Source organism: Paenibacillus sp. TAF43_2, from assembly GCF_052113545.1.
Taxonomy (GTDB): Bacteria; Bacillota; Bacilli; order Paenibacillales; family Paenibacillaceae; genus Pristimantibacillus.
Map to the genome: position 1 here is coordinate 1 of NZ_JBFRDK010000229.1, position 15,381 is coordinate 15,381.

Annotated in this window: 15 protein-coding genes; 11 read left to right on the forward strand and 4 right to left on the reverse strand. The window is 42.2% G+C overall.

Translation table 11 applies throughout. The features are described from left to right. The first annotated feature begins 112 nt into the window (after window positions 1-112). From AB4Z17_RS29835 to AB4Z17_RS29870, 8 genes are all read left to right on the forward strand, one after another. Window positions 113-1,975: an assimilatory sulfite reductase (NADPH) flavoprotein subunit gene (locus tag AB4Z17_RS29835; protein WP_441963905.1), complete on the forward strand. Its 1,863-nt coding sequence runs from the start codon at window positions 113-115 to the stop codon at window positions 1,973-1,975. Window positions 1,976-2,027: 52 nt separating this feature from the next. After that, on the forward strand, window positions 2,028-3,752 hold the full coding sequence (gene cysI, locus AB4Z17_RS29840; RefSeq protein WP_076269293.1) for an assimilatory sulfite reductase (NADPH) hemoprotein subunit: 1,725 nt from the start codon (window positions 2,028-2,030) through the stop codon (window positions 3,750-3,752). A 149-nt stretch (window positions 3,753-3,901) separates the two neighbouring features. Beyond that, window positions 3,902-4,429 (forward strand): GNAT family N-acetyltransferase, encoded by a 528-nt coding sequence (locus AB4Z17_RS29845; protein WP_441907800.1) that lies wholly within the window; start codon window positions 3,902-3,904, stop codon window positions 4,427-4,429. Between the two features lie 163 nt (window positions 4,430-4,592). After that, window positions 4,593-5,129 carry a hypothetical protein gene (locus tag AB4Z17_RS29850; protein ID WP_441907799.1) on the forward strand — a complete coding sequence of 179 codons (537 nt, stop codon included), beginning with the start codon at window positions 4,593-4,595 and terminating at the stop codon, window positions 5,127-5,129. A gap of 179 nt (window positions 5,130-5,308) precedes the next feature. Next, window positions 5,309-5,644, forward strand: coding sequence for an immunity protein TriTu family protein (locus AB4Z17_RS29855; RefSeq protein ID WP_441907798.1), 336 nt, complete (start codon window positions 5,309-5,311; stop codon window positions 5,642-5,644). Window positions 5,645-5,889: 245 nt separating this feature from the next. Then, window positions 5,890-6,720, forward strand: a complete 831-nt coding sequence (locus AB4Z17_RS29860) for a copper amine oxidase N-terminal domain-containing protein (RefSeq protein WP_441963900.1) — start codon at window positions 5,890-5,892, stop codon at window positions 6,718-6,720. A gap of 240 nt (window positions 6,721-6,960) precedes the next feature. Beyond that, window positions 6,961-7,191, forward strand: a complete 231-nt coding sequence (locus AB4Z17_RS29865; RefSeq protein ID WP_441907796.1) for a hypothetical protein — start codon at window positions 6,961-6,963, stop codon at window positions 7,189-7,191. A 165-nt stretch (window positions 7,192-7,356) separates the two neighbouring features. Next, entirely contained in the window at window positions 7,357-7,875 is a 519-nt protein-coding gene (locus tag AB4Z17_RS29870) for a GNAT family N-acetyltransferase (protein ID WP_441907795.1), read from the forward strand. A gap of 841 nt (window positions 7,876-8,716) precedes the next feature. Here AB4Z17_RS29870 and AB4Z17_RS29875 read toward each other — a convergent pair. From AB4Z17_RS29875 to AB4Z17_RS29885, 3 genes are all read right to left on the reverse strand, one after another. Then, window positions 8,717-9,076, reverse strand: coding sequence for a VOC family protein (locus tag AB4Z17_RS29875; protein WP_339209095.1), 360 nt, complete (start codon window positions 9,074-9,076; stop codon window positions 8,717-8,719). A gap of 118 nt (window positions 9,077-9,194) precedes the next feature. Further along, a complete protein-coding gene (locus tag AB4Z17_RS29880) occupies window positions 9,195-9,485 on the reverse strand; it encodes a DUF3817 domain-containing protein (RefSeq protein WP_441907792.1) in 291 nt (96 codons plus the stop codon). A 14-nt stretch (window positions 9,486-9,499) separates the two neighbouring features. Next, entirely contained in the window at window positions 9,500-10,126 is a 627-nt protein-coding gene (locus AB4Z17_RS29885; RefSeq protein ID WP_441907791.1) for a TetR/AcrR family transcriptional regulator, read from the reverse strand. A 133-nt stretch (window positions 10,127-10,259) separates the two neighbouring features. On the opposite strand from AB4Z17_RS29885, the gene AB4Z17_RS29890 reads away from it, so the two are divergent. Together AB4Z17_RS29890 and AB4Z17_RS29895 are read left to right on the forward strand one after the other, a co-directional pair. Beyond that, window positions 10,260-12,482: an MMPL family transporter gene (locus tag AB4Z17_RS29890; RefSeq protein ID WP_441963902.1), complete on the forward strand. Its 2,223-nt coding sequence runs from the start codon at window positions 10,260-10,262 to the stop codon at window positions 12,480-12,482. A gap of 145 nt (window positions 12,483-12,627) precedes the next feature. Continuing rightward, the gene (locus AB4Z17_RS29895; protein WP_441907789.1) at window positions 12,628-13,209 is read left to right on the forward strand and encodes a hypothetical protein; all 582 of its coding nucleotides are present in this window, start codon (window positions 12,628-12,630) and stop codon (window positions 13,207-13,209) included. Here AB4Z17_RS29895 and AB4Z17_RS29900 read toward each other — a convergent pair. Next, the gene (locus tag AB4Z17_RS29900; protein ID WP_441907788.1) at window positions 13,193-14,605 is read right to left on the reverse strand and encodes a hypothetical protein; all 1,413 of its coding nucleotides are present in this window, start codon (window positions 14,603-14,605) and stop codon (window positions 13,193-13,195) included. The two genes, AB4Z17_RS29895 and AB4Z17_RS29900, sit on opposite strands and share 17 nt — an antisense overlap. A 123-nt stretch (window positions 14,606-14,728) precedes the next feature. Between AB4Z17_RS29900 and AB4Z17_RS29905 the strand changes: the two genes are divergently transcribed. Continuing rightward, window positions 14,729-15,169: a DUF6376 family protein gene (locus tag AB4Z17_RS29905; protein ID WP_076269304.1), complete on the forward strand. Its 441-nt coding sequence runs from the start codon at window positions 14,729-14,731 to the stop codon at window positions 15,167-15,169. The last annotated feature ends 212 nt before the right edge of the window (window positions 15,170-15,381 follow it).

Here is a 15,381-nt window from a genome sequence, read left to right on the forward strand (position 1 = left end):
GGATTTGTCTGATTATGTTAGGTTAATAATTATTGAAGCACTTCTGAAGCACTAATTTTAAGTTAACTATGAAAACTAATGATGATTTTATGTTTATGAGAGGTGGATATTGTTGCAACTTCAGGTAACGAACAGTCCTTTTAATCAAGAGCAAGTTGACCTTCTGAATCGCCTTGTACCATCACTAACGGAGTCTCAGCAAATTTGGCTGACAGGTTATTTGTTCGCTCGTCAAGCATCAGCAGGTCCGTTAACGATAAGTGCGGATGTGCAGGCTGTCTCCGAGGGAGCAGCAGTTGCGGAAGTTATTTCGGCTATCAGTCAACCAGCGGTTTCCCGTGAGGTAACTGTATTGTTTGGCTCTCAAACCGGCAATTGTCAGCGGGTAGCTACCAGCTTATCGCGCAAGCTGGAAGAACAGGGTCTGCAAGTAACACTTGCGCCAATGAATAAGTTTAAGACGAACAATTTGAAAAAAGTCGAAAACCTTTTTTTGGTTGTCAGTACTCATGGTGAAGGGGAACCGCCGGATAATGCGAAGAGCTTCCACGAGTTCCTTTACAGCAAGCGAGCTCCACAGCTAGAAAATGTAAGCTTTTCTGTCTTGTCGCTTGGCGATACGTCGTATGAATTTTTCTGTCAAACGGGTAAAGACTTTGATCAACGTCTTGAAGAGCTTGGCGCAAAACGTCTTGTTCCTCGTGTAGATTGTGACCTCGATTATGATGAGGCTGTTGCTGGCTGGTCAGAAGAGGTTATCAGCTCATTAAATGATCGTTTGAATGCTGCCTCGGGAACGACTGCGGCTATAGCGCAAACTAGCAGCGAAACAACACCAGAACAATCTGCCTATTCGCGAAACAACCCTTTTAAGGCTGAAGTTCTTGCGAATATTAACTTGAATGGCCGCGGCTCTGATCGGGAAACTCGTCATTTGGAGCTATCGCTTGAAGGCTCTAATTTACAATATGAGCCAGGAGATAGCCTGGGTATTTATCCGGAAAATCATCCAGAGCTAGTGGATGCGATTATTAAGCAAATGAATTGGAACGCTGAAGAAGTTGTTCCGATCAATAAGAGCGGTGAGCAAGGCTCATTGCGTGAAGCTCTACTTAAGTATTATGAAATTACAGCTCTAACGAAACCGCTGATCACGCAAGCAGCCGAACTGACTTCGAACCCAGCACTTCGTGAACTGCTAGCTCAAGGGCAAGAGCAAGCGCTTAGAAGCTACATTAACGGTCGGGATCTGCTTGATTTATTGCAGGATTTTGAGCCTTGGCAAGGAAGCGCAAAACAATTTGTTGCTATCTTGCGTAAGCTGCCAGCAAGACTTTATTCCATTGCCAGCAGTTTTAAAGCGAATGAGGATGAGGTTCATCTTACCGTGAGAGCTGTTCGTTATGAGTCTCATGGTCGTGAGCGTTATGGGGTATGCTCCGTACATTGTGCAGAGCGTGTACAACCAGGCGACAGTCTGCCGATCTATATCCAACAAAATCCGAATTTCAAGCTGCCTGCGGATACGAATACTCCAATTATTATGATTGGTCCAGGTACTGGTGTTGCTCCATTCCGTGCATTCCTTGAAGAGCGCGAGGAAATTGGCGCAGAAGGAAAATCATGGCTGTTTTATGGTGATCGCCACTTTGTTACGGATTTCCTATATCAGACCGATTGGCAAAGAATGCTTAAAGACGGCGTCTTGACCAAACTTGATGTAGCTTTCTCCCGCGATACGGAAGAGAAGGTATATGTACAGCATCGTTTGCTGCAGAAGAGCCGTGAGCTATTCGAATGGCTTCAAGCCGGCGCTTATGTTTATATTTGCGGTGATGAGAAACATATGGCACATGATGTGCATACGGCTCTATTAACTGTCATTGAGCAAGAGGGCGGATTAAGCGCTGAGCAAGCGGCAGCTTATTTGAATGATATGCAGGATCAACAGCGCTACCAACGTGATGTTTATTAATAAATAGATAACAACAAGAGTACTTGAATGATTGCGAGAGGAGACAGCAACAATGGCGAAAGAGCAGTTGGTAAAACCTATCGGTGGACCGCCAAGTGAAGTTGAGCATATCAAAAGCGAAAGTAACTATTTGCGCGGCGCATTAGTAGAAACGATGAGCAATCCGATTACAGGCGGTTTGCCTGAGGATGACAATCGGTTGTTGAAGTTTCATGGAAGTTATATGCAGGATGACAGGGATTTGCGCAACGAGCGTGAAAAGCAGAAGCTGGAGCCTGCATTTCAATTCATGATCCGGGTAGTACTGCCAAGCGGTGTAGCAACCTCTGATCAATGGCTTGCCATGGATGAATTAGCTCACAAGTACGGCAACGGGACTTTGCGTCTCACGACACGTCAAACGTTCCAAATGCATGGCATTTTGAAATGGAATTTGAAGCCTACGCTTCAAAAAATCAATAGCGAGCTGATGACTACACTTGCTGCCTGCGGTGACGTCAATCGGAACGTTATGTGCAGTCCAAATCCTTTTCAATCGAACCATCATGAGGAAGTAAGCTACTGGGCACGTCAAGTGAATGATCATTTGGCGCCGCGTACTCGCGCTTATCATGAAATTTGGTTGGATGGAGAAAAGGTAATCGATGGTAAAGAGGATGGAGCGGAAGTTGAGCCGATCTACGGACCTGTATACTTGCCGCGTAAGTTCAAAATTGGATTTGCGATTCCGCCTTTTAATGATGTGGATGTATTTTCTCAAGACATCGGCTACATTGCAATCGTGGAAGATGGCAAGCTGAAGGGCTTTAACATTTCCGTTGGCGGCGGTATGGGGATGACACACGGCGATACAACGACTTATCCGCAGCTTGGTAAAGTGATTGGCTTCTGTCCGCCGGAGCGAATTGTCGAGTTAGCAGAGAAAACCGTTATGATTCAACGTGATTATGGTAACCGTTCGGTTCGCAAAAACGCTCGGTTTAAGTATACGATTGACCGTCATGGGATTGAATGGTTCAAAACCGAGCTGCAAAACCGTCTTGGCTGGCAGCTTGAAGAGGTACGCCCTTATCAATTCCAAAATAACGGAGACCGTTATGGCTGGTTGAAGGGAAGCAACGGCAAATGGAATTTGACGTTGTTTATCCAGAGCGGACGTATTGAGGATCAAGAAGGCAACCCGCAAATGACGGGTTTGCGCGAAATCGCCAAAGTTCATACAGGCGACTTCCGCATTACTCCGAATCAGAATCTTATTATCGGTAATGTCAGCAGCCAGAAGAAACGCAAAATTACGGAGCTAGCAGAGCAATACGGACTTACGGACGGTACGCAGCACTCTGCGCTGCGCCGAAGCTCATTATCTTGTGTTTCGTTGCCGACTTGCGGTCTTGCTATGGCGGAAGCAGAACGTTATCTTCCGACACTGATCGATAAGCTGGAGCCGATTATTAATGAAGCAGGACTGCGTGACCAGGAGATCAACATTAGGATGACTGGATGCCCGAACGGCTGCGCAAGACCAGCGCTTGGAGAAATCTCATTTATCGGCAAGGCACTCGGCAAATACAATATGTATATGGGCGCAGGCTATGCAGGTGATCGACTAAACAAGCTTTACCGTGAAAATATCGATGAGACCGAAATTCTCGATACTTTAAAACCGATTATTAATCAGTATGCAAAGGAACGGGAAACGGGCGAGCATTTCGGAGATTTCGTAATCCGCGCGGGTTATGTAAAGGCTGTTCATGATGGTCAACAATTCCATAACTAATTTAAGTATAATTTAAGCAAAAGAAGACTAGGGCGATTTGCCTTAGTCTTCTTTGTTATGAAGAGCATGATGAATCATCGATGAAATAAGATTGACCCTATTCATGAAATGTGTTAATTTGGTAAAAATCATCGGAGTGGAGCGTGCTTATGCCAAAATCAGCGATATTAATTAAACCAACGATCGAATACCGCGACGCGTATATATCCTTTTATGAGGACTGGATAAAGAGCGGTGAAGACATGGTGCCGTGGGTCATTGAGAGAGAACCGGAAGATTTTAATGCCATGATTGATTTTTTGTATGCTGAAGATACGGAATCCAAAATATCAAGCAGTGATCGTGTTCCTCATACCACTTATTGGCTCCTAAGTGAGGACAACTTAATTGTAGGAGCGGTTAATATACGGCATCGATTGAATGAAAAATTGCTCAATCAAGGCGGCCATATCGGATATGGCGTTCGTCCATCGGAGAGAAGAAAAGGGTATGCCAATATCATATTATCAAATACGTTGGAGCTGTTAAAAGATTGGGGCCATCAAAAAGTTCTAGTTGTTTGTGATAAAGGGAATATCGGCTCAGAAAAAACAATTTTAAAAAATGGTGGCGTATTGGAATCAGAATTCGTAGAGGAAAATGGCAATATTATTAAAAGATTTTGGATAGACCTATAATCAATGCAGCTAGCTATTCTTGTCAGAAGAAAATAAAGTTCTAGACTGAGAAAATAAAGTGTTAGACTGACGATGCTTCATGAAGCGAACGGGCAGGATAGTGCAAATTAGTGAGTATGTTTACGTTTATTAAAGGAAGAGCCTAAAAAAAAGGGGGTGTGTAATGAAGCGGAAAATTACTGTTGTACTTACTGCATTTGCAATAATTCTAAGTGTATTCTCTATTTGGTACTTGATACCTAAGCAGTACTCAGAGACCATCAATGGTGTATATTATCAATTAGGAACGGAAGGAATAACCGAACGTATAAAAGTACATCTTGATGGGAAATTGCAAAATCATATAAATGGAAAAAGAAGCTTTAAAGGTGAAATTGACTTTGAAGGAAGTAAGGTTCCTCACATTCCTAAAGATAGAACAAAATTAGAGTTGCATTACGATGGTCATAATTTTACAACCATTTTTTCCGCTTTTCGAATCATAGATGATAAAGGTAGAATAGAGCCTAATATTTTTACTTACGGTTGGGTATATACTGATGATAAATTCTCTGAATTTACAATTAAAGTTATGAATGATGATGGCCAGTGGTCCTCATCAAACGGATATATGATTACAGCACCAGCGAAAGACAGCCAGGAAGCAATGAAAAGGTCCCAAGGGTTAATCAAGGAGTTTGAAGAAGAAAGTAGGAAATGATTGAACTAACGAAGAACGATAGTGGAATAACGCAAATGATGAGCAGGCGCTACGGTGGCTGCTCTTCTTATTATGCTAACGGGCAGTTTAGCGTCGTGGAACAAAGCCATATTTTCAGTCAAAGTAGTTTAATTCTTATCTCGAGTTGATATAATTACTCCATGAGGGAGGGATGTAAAATGATTCGGGAAAAATTTAAGTTATGGGTGGAATCTAACAAGAGTGAACTGGCGAGTTTATCCATTTCTACGGAATTTGTGAAGCACGATCTTCCTGAAAGCAGTGTTCCCGACCCTTCTACCGGCATAATTAATGAATCTGATCGATGCATTGGTCAAGTTACTGTCTGGGAATCTAAGCAGATGGAGTATGAGGTTGTTCACATTGGATCGGAAGAAATGATTTTATGGAGATATATTGAGAAGTTACCTGTCGAACCCAATTTTGACGAAATATTAGCTGAGTATTTTCATGTCCTGCAAACAGGATTGAAGCCTGAAGTCCAAAATCGTTAAGTTAACGGGACACGATAGTTGAACAATACATGGATGAGCAGGAGTTGCATAGCTTGATCTTCTTATTAAATAAAATAAGCAGTATTACGCAACAAACTAACTTTCTATAACGTATAGGATTGTGGCATGGTATTATTTGTTAATTAGATACCAGTCCACAACTTGTATTGAATATATGCACGAAGTGTGGAGTGTTGAATGGAATAAGGGTTAAACACGCTTTCTATCAGTATAAGGAGGTTATTATGATTAAAAAACTGACTTTGACTTTATTGGCTTCTGCGATACTGATTCTTCTCTCAGTACCAACCCTAGGGTTCGCGGACGAAAAAGATGTGGTTATTGAAAATGGCCAATTGAAAAACAACCGAGTGCTTATACCTTTAAGAGCCGTATCTCAACATATGGGCGCAGCTGTAAACTGGAATCAGGAGCACAAAATAATCACGATCAACAAAGACGATACTGAAATACTGCTTGCCGTCAACTTCACAAAAGTGCGAGTCAATCAGTTGAATGTTGATTTGGATGCTCCGCCCGAGCTAATCAAAAGCACCACCTATGTGCCGTTGCGATTTGTCTCCCAGACGCTCGGAGCCGAGGTAAAGTGGAACCAGCAGGTTAAGCAAGCAACTATTAAGTTGAATGGAAAGAAAATCGTTATAAACATGGAACAACCTTCCATTAAGATTTCAGCCTCCCAAACGTTAACAGGCGCCCGCCTAAAACTTCTGTCCAATATATTAAATGAAGCGAACGATGTGTCTTCCATAAAGCAAATTCAAACTCATTTCAAACCTTACTTTACTGAGAATTTCATCATTTCATCGATTATTCCAAACAAAGGATTGAAAGAAAAACTTTATTTTGAAGAACATACAGGCTCTACTTACTATACAAGCAAAACAACTGCAAGTTTTACACAATCGATCGTCGTTGGATCTGATATATATGCAGATGGAAGAGAACTTTACGTKGTTGATCGGCTAACTAAACTTATTTATACCGATGGGGTATGGAAGGTTGATAATGTAAGATATTCATTAAGAAGTGGATTTCCAAATATATGGATATAATTTGTATTAATCTCACTCATAATGGTTTAGCGTATACCCGCATCTAAAATAACTAATATATATTCGATTCTTCATTAAGCTAATGAGGAACGATAGTTGAACAAACATGGAGTAGATTGCTTCGGCAGTTGCTTCCTTTCTTTGTTAAACTAACGGACTGGTTAGCGTGGCGATGGGTTACATGAGTTTCATAATCGTGGTAGAATATTCCATATAAACCGAATTGAGAGGGGATTTGGAATGAGCACAAACAACATCCATGAAACCCAGCTCGAAAAGGAACATTCGTACAGTGACGATAATTATGTTGATGAGAACCTTCGCTCTATTCAAAGTATTGAGGGTGGAGGACCAATGAAAAAAATAGATCTAAATTCAATGCCGGGTCCTCTAAAGATCTTCAGCTACTTTGTATTTTCAATTTTAGTGTTAATGGGTGCGGTGGTAGTCTTGATTAGTTTTATTCGTTAAATTTAACAACATCACCACGCTGCTCAACTAACGGGGAATTATAGCTTAACATTCACTATGACGAGGCTGCCGGTATGAATCGGCAGCCTCGTTGAGCTAACGGGAAGTTTTCATCAATCCGCAAGTTTTATTTAAAACAATTTGATAAATGATCGGAAGTGACTAATGAACATTCGTTTGTTGAATGGCTCTGATGCCCAAATGTATAGAGAAGTAAGGTTGCGTGCATTGAAAAATGAACCCGATGCATTTGGATCAACATATGAGCAAGAAGAAACTAAACCATTGGGGCACATTATAGAAAGGATACACCATACAAAAGATCAATTTACATTGGGATGTTTTGACGACAGTAACATATTAGTTGGCATTGTCAATTTTTCACGTGAAAACAGGCTTAAGACGGCACATAAAGGAAACATTTATGGTATGTATGTAGAGCCTCTATTTCGAGGACGGGGGGTAGGTAAAGCCCTTCTATTAGCCTTGATTGAAAGAGCAACAAAAGAATGTGAAGGGTTGGAACAGATTCATTTGACGGTTGTGTCTAATAACAAATCAGCAAAACGCTTATATGTCTCGCTGGGGTTTGAAGTTTACGGTATAGAACCACATGCATTAAAGTTTGATGAACAGTATTTCGATGAAGACCTAATGATATTAAGATTGCGACTTTTAAACTAAAGGGCACGATAGCTCAATGAACCGCCTTTTTAGCAAGGTGGTTTCTTATGGTTAAATTTCAACATTAGAATTAAACATAGCCTTATTAATAAGCTAACGGTCAGGTTAATGGAACGGTTATGTAGAATAAATGGTATTCAAAGCTATGGAAGGTAGTTTCAGATAGGAGATGAGATTGACACTGTGACTCTATTTTATTATATTGCTGCAAGCCGTGAGCTTCCAACAGGCTCGTTTGGACAGAAAAAAACAGTTATGACGATTAATGATTACGTAACGAATGTGAACCCTGCCGCTAAGGATCAACTCAATATGCAAATACTACTGGAGTGTTTACCAAGTGAACCCCGAAGGAGGTTCCTTCGAGATCAATGACAAAATTAAACATTCTCACCCCATTTTATACCAGACAAGCAAAAAGTGCTTAGTAGAGCTTTTCGAATATTTACGCCGTAATATGGAAATAGGTGAAGACTTAGAACTGTATTGCTGTTGGGCGCACGGACAGGAGAGATTTTTGGATGCTCCTAAAAAAGAACTCGATCTCGTGATTGAACTATCCACATTTCGATTGGGGAATGAGTTCGAGTGGAAAGAACGTTAGTATATAAGCGTTAAGTAGTGAGCCTAGGTACAGTTTTCCATTAAGCTATCGGGTAACGTTAGTTTAATGACAACAGTGGCAGTCTAAGACTTTATTTATCAAGTCTTGGTCTGCCGCTGCTTTATATTAATGGTGCAGTCTAAATCAAATTTTTCAAAAGCTGACGATTCTTCAATTCAAAAACTCTGCTAAACCAACAACTCCAGTCTAATACTTTATCTTCAACGAAAAATTCTGCTAGCATTTGCAAACCATCAGCTGGTTTCCGTCAGGGTCTTTAAAGCTGAAAAAGTGACCATGTTCAATTTCGCTTACAAGCTCTACATTCTTATCACGCATGAACTGAAAAGCAGCATGGATGTCATCCGTATTAAAATGAAAAATAGGTGTTCTTGCATAAGTATCTTCTGTATAAATTTTACTGTCTAAAACAAGGTTTTGGCCGTTGTTATCTAAAGGAATACAGCATAAATGACCCGCAATGATATCATAGGTAGGCTCCAATTCAAGAATGGAGCAATACCATTCACGAGCTTTTTCAATATCGCTAACCGTAACAAAGATTGCTCCTACTCTATTCATAATAATACCCATCATGAAACACTCTCCTTTAATTTTACATTTATTCTATCATGCTTTGAGGGCTAGCTCACATCATTTCTTCCATTATTATCAAAAAGAGGTTATTCCAATTGCTCGGAATAACCTCTTTAACTTATTGATCGCGAAGCAGCTTCTTATCAAGAATAAATGTGCCAAACGGAAGGAAAGCTGCGATAAACGCTGCTGCTGCCTTGAGAATCGACCAGCGGTGTTTAATCCATACATGGAAGACAGCAAGGATATAAAGAACGAATAAGAGGCCATGAAGTCCGCCTACAACAGTCACGGGTTCTGGAATATCAGCCCAGTATTTGAGGGGCATTGCTATTAAAAGCAGTAATAGAAAAGATAACCCTTCGATGAAACCAACGACCCGCAGACGACCCATTGCGGTTTTAAGCATTAAATAACCTCCAATTAATAAGATGGCGAGCGAGGCTCTAATCCTGCCCACAATAGTTCTACGATTTCGAACGCGGCTTGTTCCACTGTTTTTTCATTATTAATGATTTCTTTACGGTTTCGTACCGTTAACATAGCTGTAAAGACATGAGCAAGCAGCATCGAATCACCCCGTTTGATTTCGCTCTCGTCCATTGCCTTCTGAAATACACTCCCAATTAATTCGTGTATCGCTTGCTCGCTCGTACGAATGCTCGTAATTTGCTCCTCAGTCAAACCGCTGGAAGCTTCCCGCATCATCGTTTCAAACTCAACATGAGCATTGTTCATATGGCGTTCAGCAACAACAAGCATTCTTTCCTTCAGCGACCCGGTGCTGCTAACAATTTTTGAAGTTTGATCATAAGCCATCTTTAGAACAAATTGAAGACATTCCGTGAACAAAACGCTTTTATTATTAAAATAATAATAAACGCTTGCTTTAGTAACCCCGCATGCTTGGGCTACACTTTCTAATGAAACTTTTTCGAAACCTTGCTCCATAAATAAAAAGGCTGCTGTGCGCAAAATTTGCTGCATCGTCTGAATTGAACCTGTGCCTTTGGGCCGGCCTGGTTTGCGTTTTATTTGGTCCTCGCTCATCGACATGCCCTCCATTCATCAAATTGTAATAAATATGAATTGATTAATTAACCTTTCGGTATATATAATTAAATTATCGCTTGAGTTAATTTTAAACGATATTAGTCGTAATGTGAAATGGAGGATTTGTCAAATGATCGAAAGATTAGCAGGAATGGTCGCTGGACGACGTACAAGGTGGATAACATTAGTTGCGTGGATTGTATTAGCCGGGCTGCTAACTGTATTTCTGCCAGCTGTGGGCGACAAAGAAGTAAGCAATGCTCCAAACCTAGAGGCTGACAGCCCGTCCGTTGTCGCTGATCAATTAATAAAGGATAAGTTTCCAAGCTCCTCTGGCATTCCAGCATTGGTGGTCTGGCATCGAGAAGGCGGCTTAACAGAAGCGGATTATGCGCTTATTCAAAAAACGACGCAGAAGATTGTTGAAAATCCGTTGAAAGAGCAAGGCGAGGTTATACCTCTTCATCAAATGCCTTTACCTGCTTTGCAAAAATTTGCTTCAGAAGACGGAACGACACTCGTTCAGCCGATTCAGTTCGGTGAAGCAACAGAAACTGAAGTTTTGAAGGGAAATATTGAGTCCATAAAAGCTATCATCGGAGAAGCATCAGGTAAAGAACCTTTCTCCGTACCTATCCATGATGCAGCTGAATTAAGCGTGCGCGTCAGCGGTCCTGTTGGGATTTCGGTTGATGCAACCGATTTATTCAAAGGAGCGGATGTATCACTGATGATAGCAACGGTACTTATCGTACTAGTCTTGCTGCTCCTTATCTACCGTTCGCCGATTCTTGCCATCATTCCACTCATTGGTGTTGGATTTGCTTATGCTGTTACGGGACCATTGCTTGGCTTTATGGCAGGTGAAGGATGGATAACGGTAGATGGTCAAGCTATATCCATTATGACTGTGCTCTTATTCGGAGCAGGTACTGATTATTGTTTATTTTTTATCTCGCATTTCCGTCAAGAACTTACTCGTGAAAGCGACAAAATGAAAGCACTAAAACGATCGTTCAAAGACGCATCGGGTGCTATTGCAATGAGCGGCTTTACGGTAGTTCTTTCTTTGCTTGCTTTGCTTGCGGCTAAGTACGGTGCTTATGATCGGTTCGCAGTTCCATTCAGCTTATCGATCCTTATTATGGGAATCGCAAGTTTGACGCTAGTTCCGGCATTGCTTTCAATTATTGGAAGAGCCTCATTTTACCCGTTTATTCCGCGTACAGATGCAATGGCGCATGCACATGCGGACAAAAAAGGAAAAGTGTACCGCAAGCCGAATTCGGAGAAAAAGCTAGGCTCCAAAATTGGAAATCTCGTGATAACGAAGCCTTGGATGGTCGTTATCACCTCTGTTTTGATATTAGGAATTTTCGCAAGCTTCTCCAGTCAAATAAAATTTACTTATGATCTGCTGTCTTCTTTTCCAGAGGATATGCCTTCAAGAGAAGGGTTTGAGGTGATTTCGAAGTCATTTACGCCAGGAGATTTAGCACCGATTACAGTGGTTGCTGCGACGGATGGTGCAGTACCTGAGTTAGCAGAGAAGCTTGCTGCTGTACCGCTTGTAGATCATGTTCAGGAGCCGCAGCCGAGCGTTAATGACCCTAATTTACTATCGTATACGGTCATCTTGAATACGAATCCATATTCCCAGGAAGCAATGGAGACGATTCCGTTACTCCGTGAGGCGGCAGAAGCTGCGCTTACGAATGGAAACGTTGCTGAGGCTGATCAAAAAGTATGGATCGCTGGCCAGACAGCTACTCAATATGATTCCAAGGTGCTGACGGATCATGATAATAATGTCATTATTCCTTTAGTTATCGGACTCATCATGATTCTGCTGTTTGCTTATTTAAGATCCATTACTGCAACATTATACTTAATTGGCACTGTATTGCTGTCGTATGCAGCCGCACTAGGCTTAGGCTGGGTGATCCTGCATTACATCATGGGCGTTGATGCCATTCAAGGTGCAATTCCGCTTTATGCATTCGTTTTCCTCATTGCGCTTGGCGAAGATTACAATATATTTATGATCTCAAGCATTTGGAAAAAGAGCAAAACGCTGCCGCTGAAGCAAGCCATCAAAGAAGGGGTAAGCGAAACGGGCGGCGTTATCACTTCAGCAGGACTTATTCTTGCAGCTACGTTTGCCGTGCTTGCGACGCTTCCTATCCAAGTGCTTGTCCAGTTTGGCCTCATAACAGCGATTGGGGTGTTAATGGATACCTTTATCGTTCGTCCATTCCTCGTACCAGCTATTACGACTTTACTAGGCAAGAGAGCGTTCTGGCCAGCAAAAGTATCGCTAGTAGAGGAATCCAAGCAAAAGGCAAAAGGATAACAAATAAAAAAGCTGTTTCGATCGTAGCTTTCACTACGGGAGAAACAGCTTTTTTATTGCTATAAATGAAACATTTTCCCAAAAGAAACCGTCTTAACCTAAAGGCATAAATGCCTGCTATAGAGAAAAGGTTGGGGGAGTAGATATGATCAATAAAAAACAGAGACTTTCAGTTGGATTCATTTTCATATTTTTTATTAGCAGCTTATTGATTATGCCATCGAATGTCCAAGCCTGTTCTTGCGTACAACCAGGTACGGTGGAGGAGAGCAAAATCAAAAGTGACGCAGTGTTTGAAGGAACGGCAACTTCTGTTAAAACATCCTCACAATCCTTGTTTCGTTCCTCTGAGAGAGCGGTCAAAGCCAGCTTCCAAGTCAATGAAGTGTGGAAAGGACAYGTTGCTCCAACGCTTGAAGTGAAAACGGCTGAAAGCGAAGACAGCTGCGGCTATACGTTTAAAGAAGGAGAACGTTATTTGGTTTACGCAAAAACAACTGGAAAATCGCTACAAGCACTCTGCAGCGCAACATTATTGCATAGTGAAGCAAATGAACATATCAAGCTGCTTGGAATAGGTTCATTGCCGCCGCAGCCGGAGATCCCCTTGCATAAAACGGAAAGCTCTTTAACACAAGGCTGGTACATAGGACTTGGCGGTGTTGCTGTTATTTCACTCATCTCCGTATTTTATCGTCAACGAAAACGATCTAAATCAAGAACATAGCAACGATCGTTGTCACAGAGAGACCGATGAGCACTGGCTTTAAATTGCGACGTGCGAGTTCAAAAGGATCTACTCCGCAAATAGCTGCAGCAGGAATGAGCGCCCATGGTATGATTGTACCGCCGCCTACCCAGATTGCAGCAACTTGACCAAGAGCCGTCAAAGTGGCAATGCCGGAGCCTATAGCGTGGCCAAATAGCTGTGCGATCGAGCCTGCAAGCGAAATGCCGGAGAAGCCTGAGCCATCAAGCCCTGTTACTGCTCCGACTACTGTTAATGTAATCGAGCCAACAACACCATTAACGGGAACGACATGAGCTAGGGCAATACCGAGGTCATTAACTATTCCGTGCGACGCTTCAGGAAGCTTGTCGCCGAACATGGCTAGAAATCCAGAGTCGCCCAAGTAAAAGAAAGCCGCAATCGGTATAACCGGTCCAAATACTTTGAAGCCGAACAGGAAGCCTTCAATTAAATAACTAGTCGTTTTCTCGAACCCTTTGCCACGGTGTGTCAGCATTGTAATGAACAGCATAATGAGTATGGCTGTTCCGCCAATCAGCGCAGTGGCATCACCGCCTTGAAGCTTAAGCACGAACATGGCTGCCACATCAAGTGCGAATAACAAAGGAATAAGTGCTGCGAGCCAGCGCTTTGTACTCAGTGACAGAGCATTGCGGTCGGCATCGAAGCTTGGGTCGTTTGATGGATCTGGCCCTGCGGCTGAAAGGACAAGTCCATCACGCCATGTACCAAGTTTCTGATCACGTCGCATTATCCAGTAGGCAGCGACGGTTGTGACAACCCCCATGACAATAACTAACGGAATGCTGGCCTGCATGACGGAGCTGACAGGAATACCAGCAGCATCCGCAGTAAGCTTGGGTGCGCCTTGGATGATATAATCACCAGACAAGGCGATGCCATGTCCGAATAAATTCATCGCGACTGCCGCTCCGAGTGCAGGCAGCCCAACACGTAAAGCTACAGGAAGTAAGACGGCACCGATGAGTGCAACCGCTGGCGAAGGCCAGAAGAAAAATGAGGTTACCATCATAATTAAGCCGATTCCCCAGAAGGCGAGCGCGGGTGTTCTAAGAAAACGGGTAAACGGAGATATCATAATCTCGTTTATACCGGTTCGAATAAGGATACGACTCATGGCGACGATGATGGATATAATTAAAATCGTTCCCAGCAATTCTTTTATAGCAAAGATAAAGCTGTTAAAAATACCGCTTACAGAACCGCTTGCCGATGTGGTTGCTAGTATTCCAATTCCTAAGATTCCGGCAATACAAATAAGCGTTGTATCGCGTCGCATCAGCATAAATCCAATGATTGCGATAATAAAGGTCAAATAAACCCAGTGAATCGCCGATAAATGAATATCCATCTCGATCATCTCCTTGTGACATACACGAAACCAGCATGAGCTGTTAATCGTACAGTAATGTATGCATCAACTCGAATAGGCGTTCATCTCGGTAGTAGGATGATTATGACAAGGAGGTTGCTTATGATTAAACGAGGCGTTTCGATAATATTGCTCTCCATAATGCTAATGACATCTGGGTGTGGTATTATTGATCAAGTAGGTCAAACGGTAAATTTTGCAACAGAAACGACGGATTACTTACAAACGTTAACGGATTTCGGACAAGATATGAATACACTTGCAGAGCAAGCAGTGACGGATTTGGACAAAAGAACGGATTTAAAGGAGAAGCTTCTTGCTTTGAAGGAACAGGTTGTCCATTATGAAGGACTGCAGGTACCTGATTACGCAAAAGATATCCATCAATCGATTGCCGATTACAACGCGACGCTGCAGCAGGGTATCGATCAAGCTCTAACGAATATTGAGCAGGGTAGAGCCGCTTTTGAATCGACGGGTATTCCAGATACGATCAACAAAATTAACGAGCTGTTAAATCAAATCAATCAGCTCGCACCGTAATGAACGATGAGAAAGGAAGAACAGAAGTGATTAACATCAATGTATTACAGGCCACTATGACGTATTCGAAAGAAGACGGTTACGTAGGCAATGTTCAATTCGGGGTAGAAGGGCATAAGAATGAGTATGAAATTGCACTGCACAGCAAGCGGGGCAAAGAGTGGGGTTATGGCTTGTTTTTCCTTCATGAATCAGGCAAGGAAGAAGAACTG

Excerpts from the sequence above, each read along its gene's own strand:
- AB4Z17_RS29905 (WP_076269304.1), top strand. The coding sequence starts at position 14,729 with ATGATTAAACGAGGCGTTTCGATAATATTGCTCTCCATAATGCTAATG.
- AB4Z17_RS29865 (WP_441907796.1), top strand. The coding sequence starts at position 6,961 with ATGAGCACAAACAACATCCATGAAACCCAGCTCGAAAAGGAACATTCG.
- cysI (WP_076269293.1), top strand. The coding sequence starts at position 2,028 with ATGGCGAAAGAGCAGTTGGTAAAACCTATCGGTGGACCGCCAAGTGAA.
- AB4Z17_RS29845 (WP_441907800.1), top strand. The coding sequence starts at position 3,902 with ATGCCAAAATCAGCGATATTAATTAAACCAACGATCGAATACCGCGAC.
- AB4Z17_RS29875 (WP_339209095.1), bottom strand. The coding sequence starts at position 9,076 with ATGATGGGTATTATTATGAATAGAGTAGGAGCAATCTTTGTTACGGTT.
- AB4Z17_RS29870 (WP_441907795.1), top strand. The coding sequence starts at position 7,357 with ATGAACATTCGTTTGTTGAATGGCTCTGATGCCCAAATGTATAGAGAA.
- AB4Z17_RS29850 (WP_441907799.1), top strand. The coding sequence starts at position 4,593 with ATGAAGCGGAAAATTACTGTTGTACTTACTGCATTTGCAATAATTCTA.
- AB4Z17_RS29900 (WP_441907788.1), bottom strand. The coding sequence starts at position 14,605 with ATGGATATTCATTTATCGGCGATTCACTGGGTTTATTTGACCTTTATT.
- AB4Z17_RS29885 (WP_441907791.1), bottom strand. The coding sequence starts at position 10,126 with ATGAGCGAGGACCAAATAAAACGCAAACCAGGCCGGCCCAAAGGCACA.
- AB4Z17_RS29890 (WP_441963902.1), top strand. The coding sequence starts at position 10,260 with ATGATCGAAAGATTAGCAGGAATGGTCGCTGGACGACGTACAAGGTGG.
- AB4Z17_RS29880 (WP_441907792.1), bottom strand. The coding sequence starts at position 9,485 with ATGCTTAAAACCGCAATGGGTCGTCTGCGGGTCGTTGGTTTCATCGAA.
- AB4Z17_RS29855 (WP_441907798.1), top strand. The coding sequence starts at position 5,309 with ATGATTCGGGAAAAATTTAAGTTATGGGTGGAATCTAACAAGAGTGAA.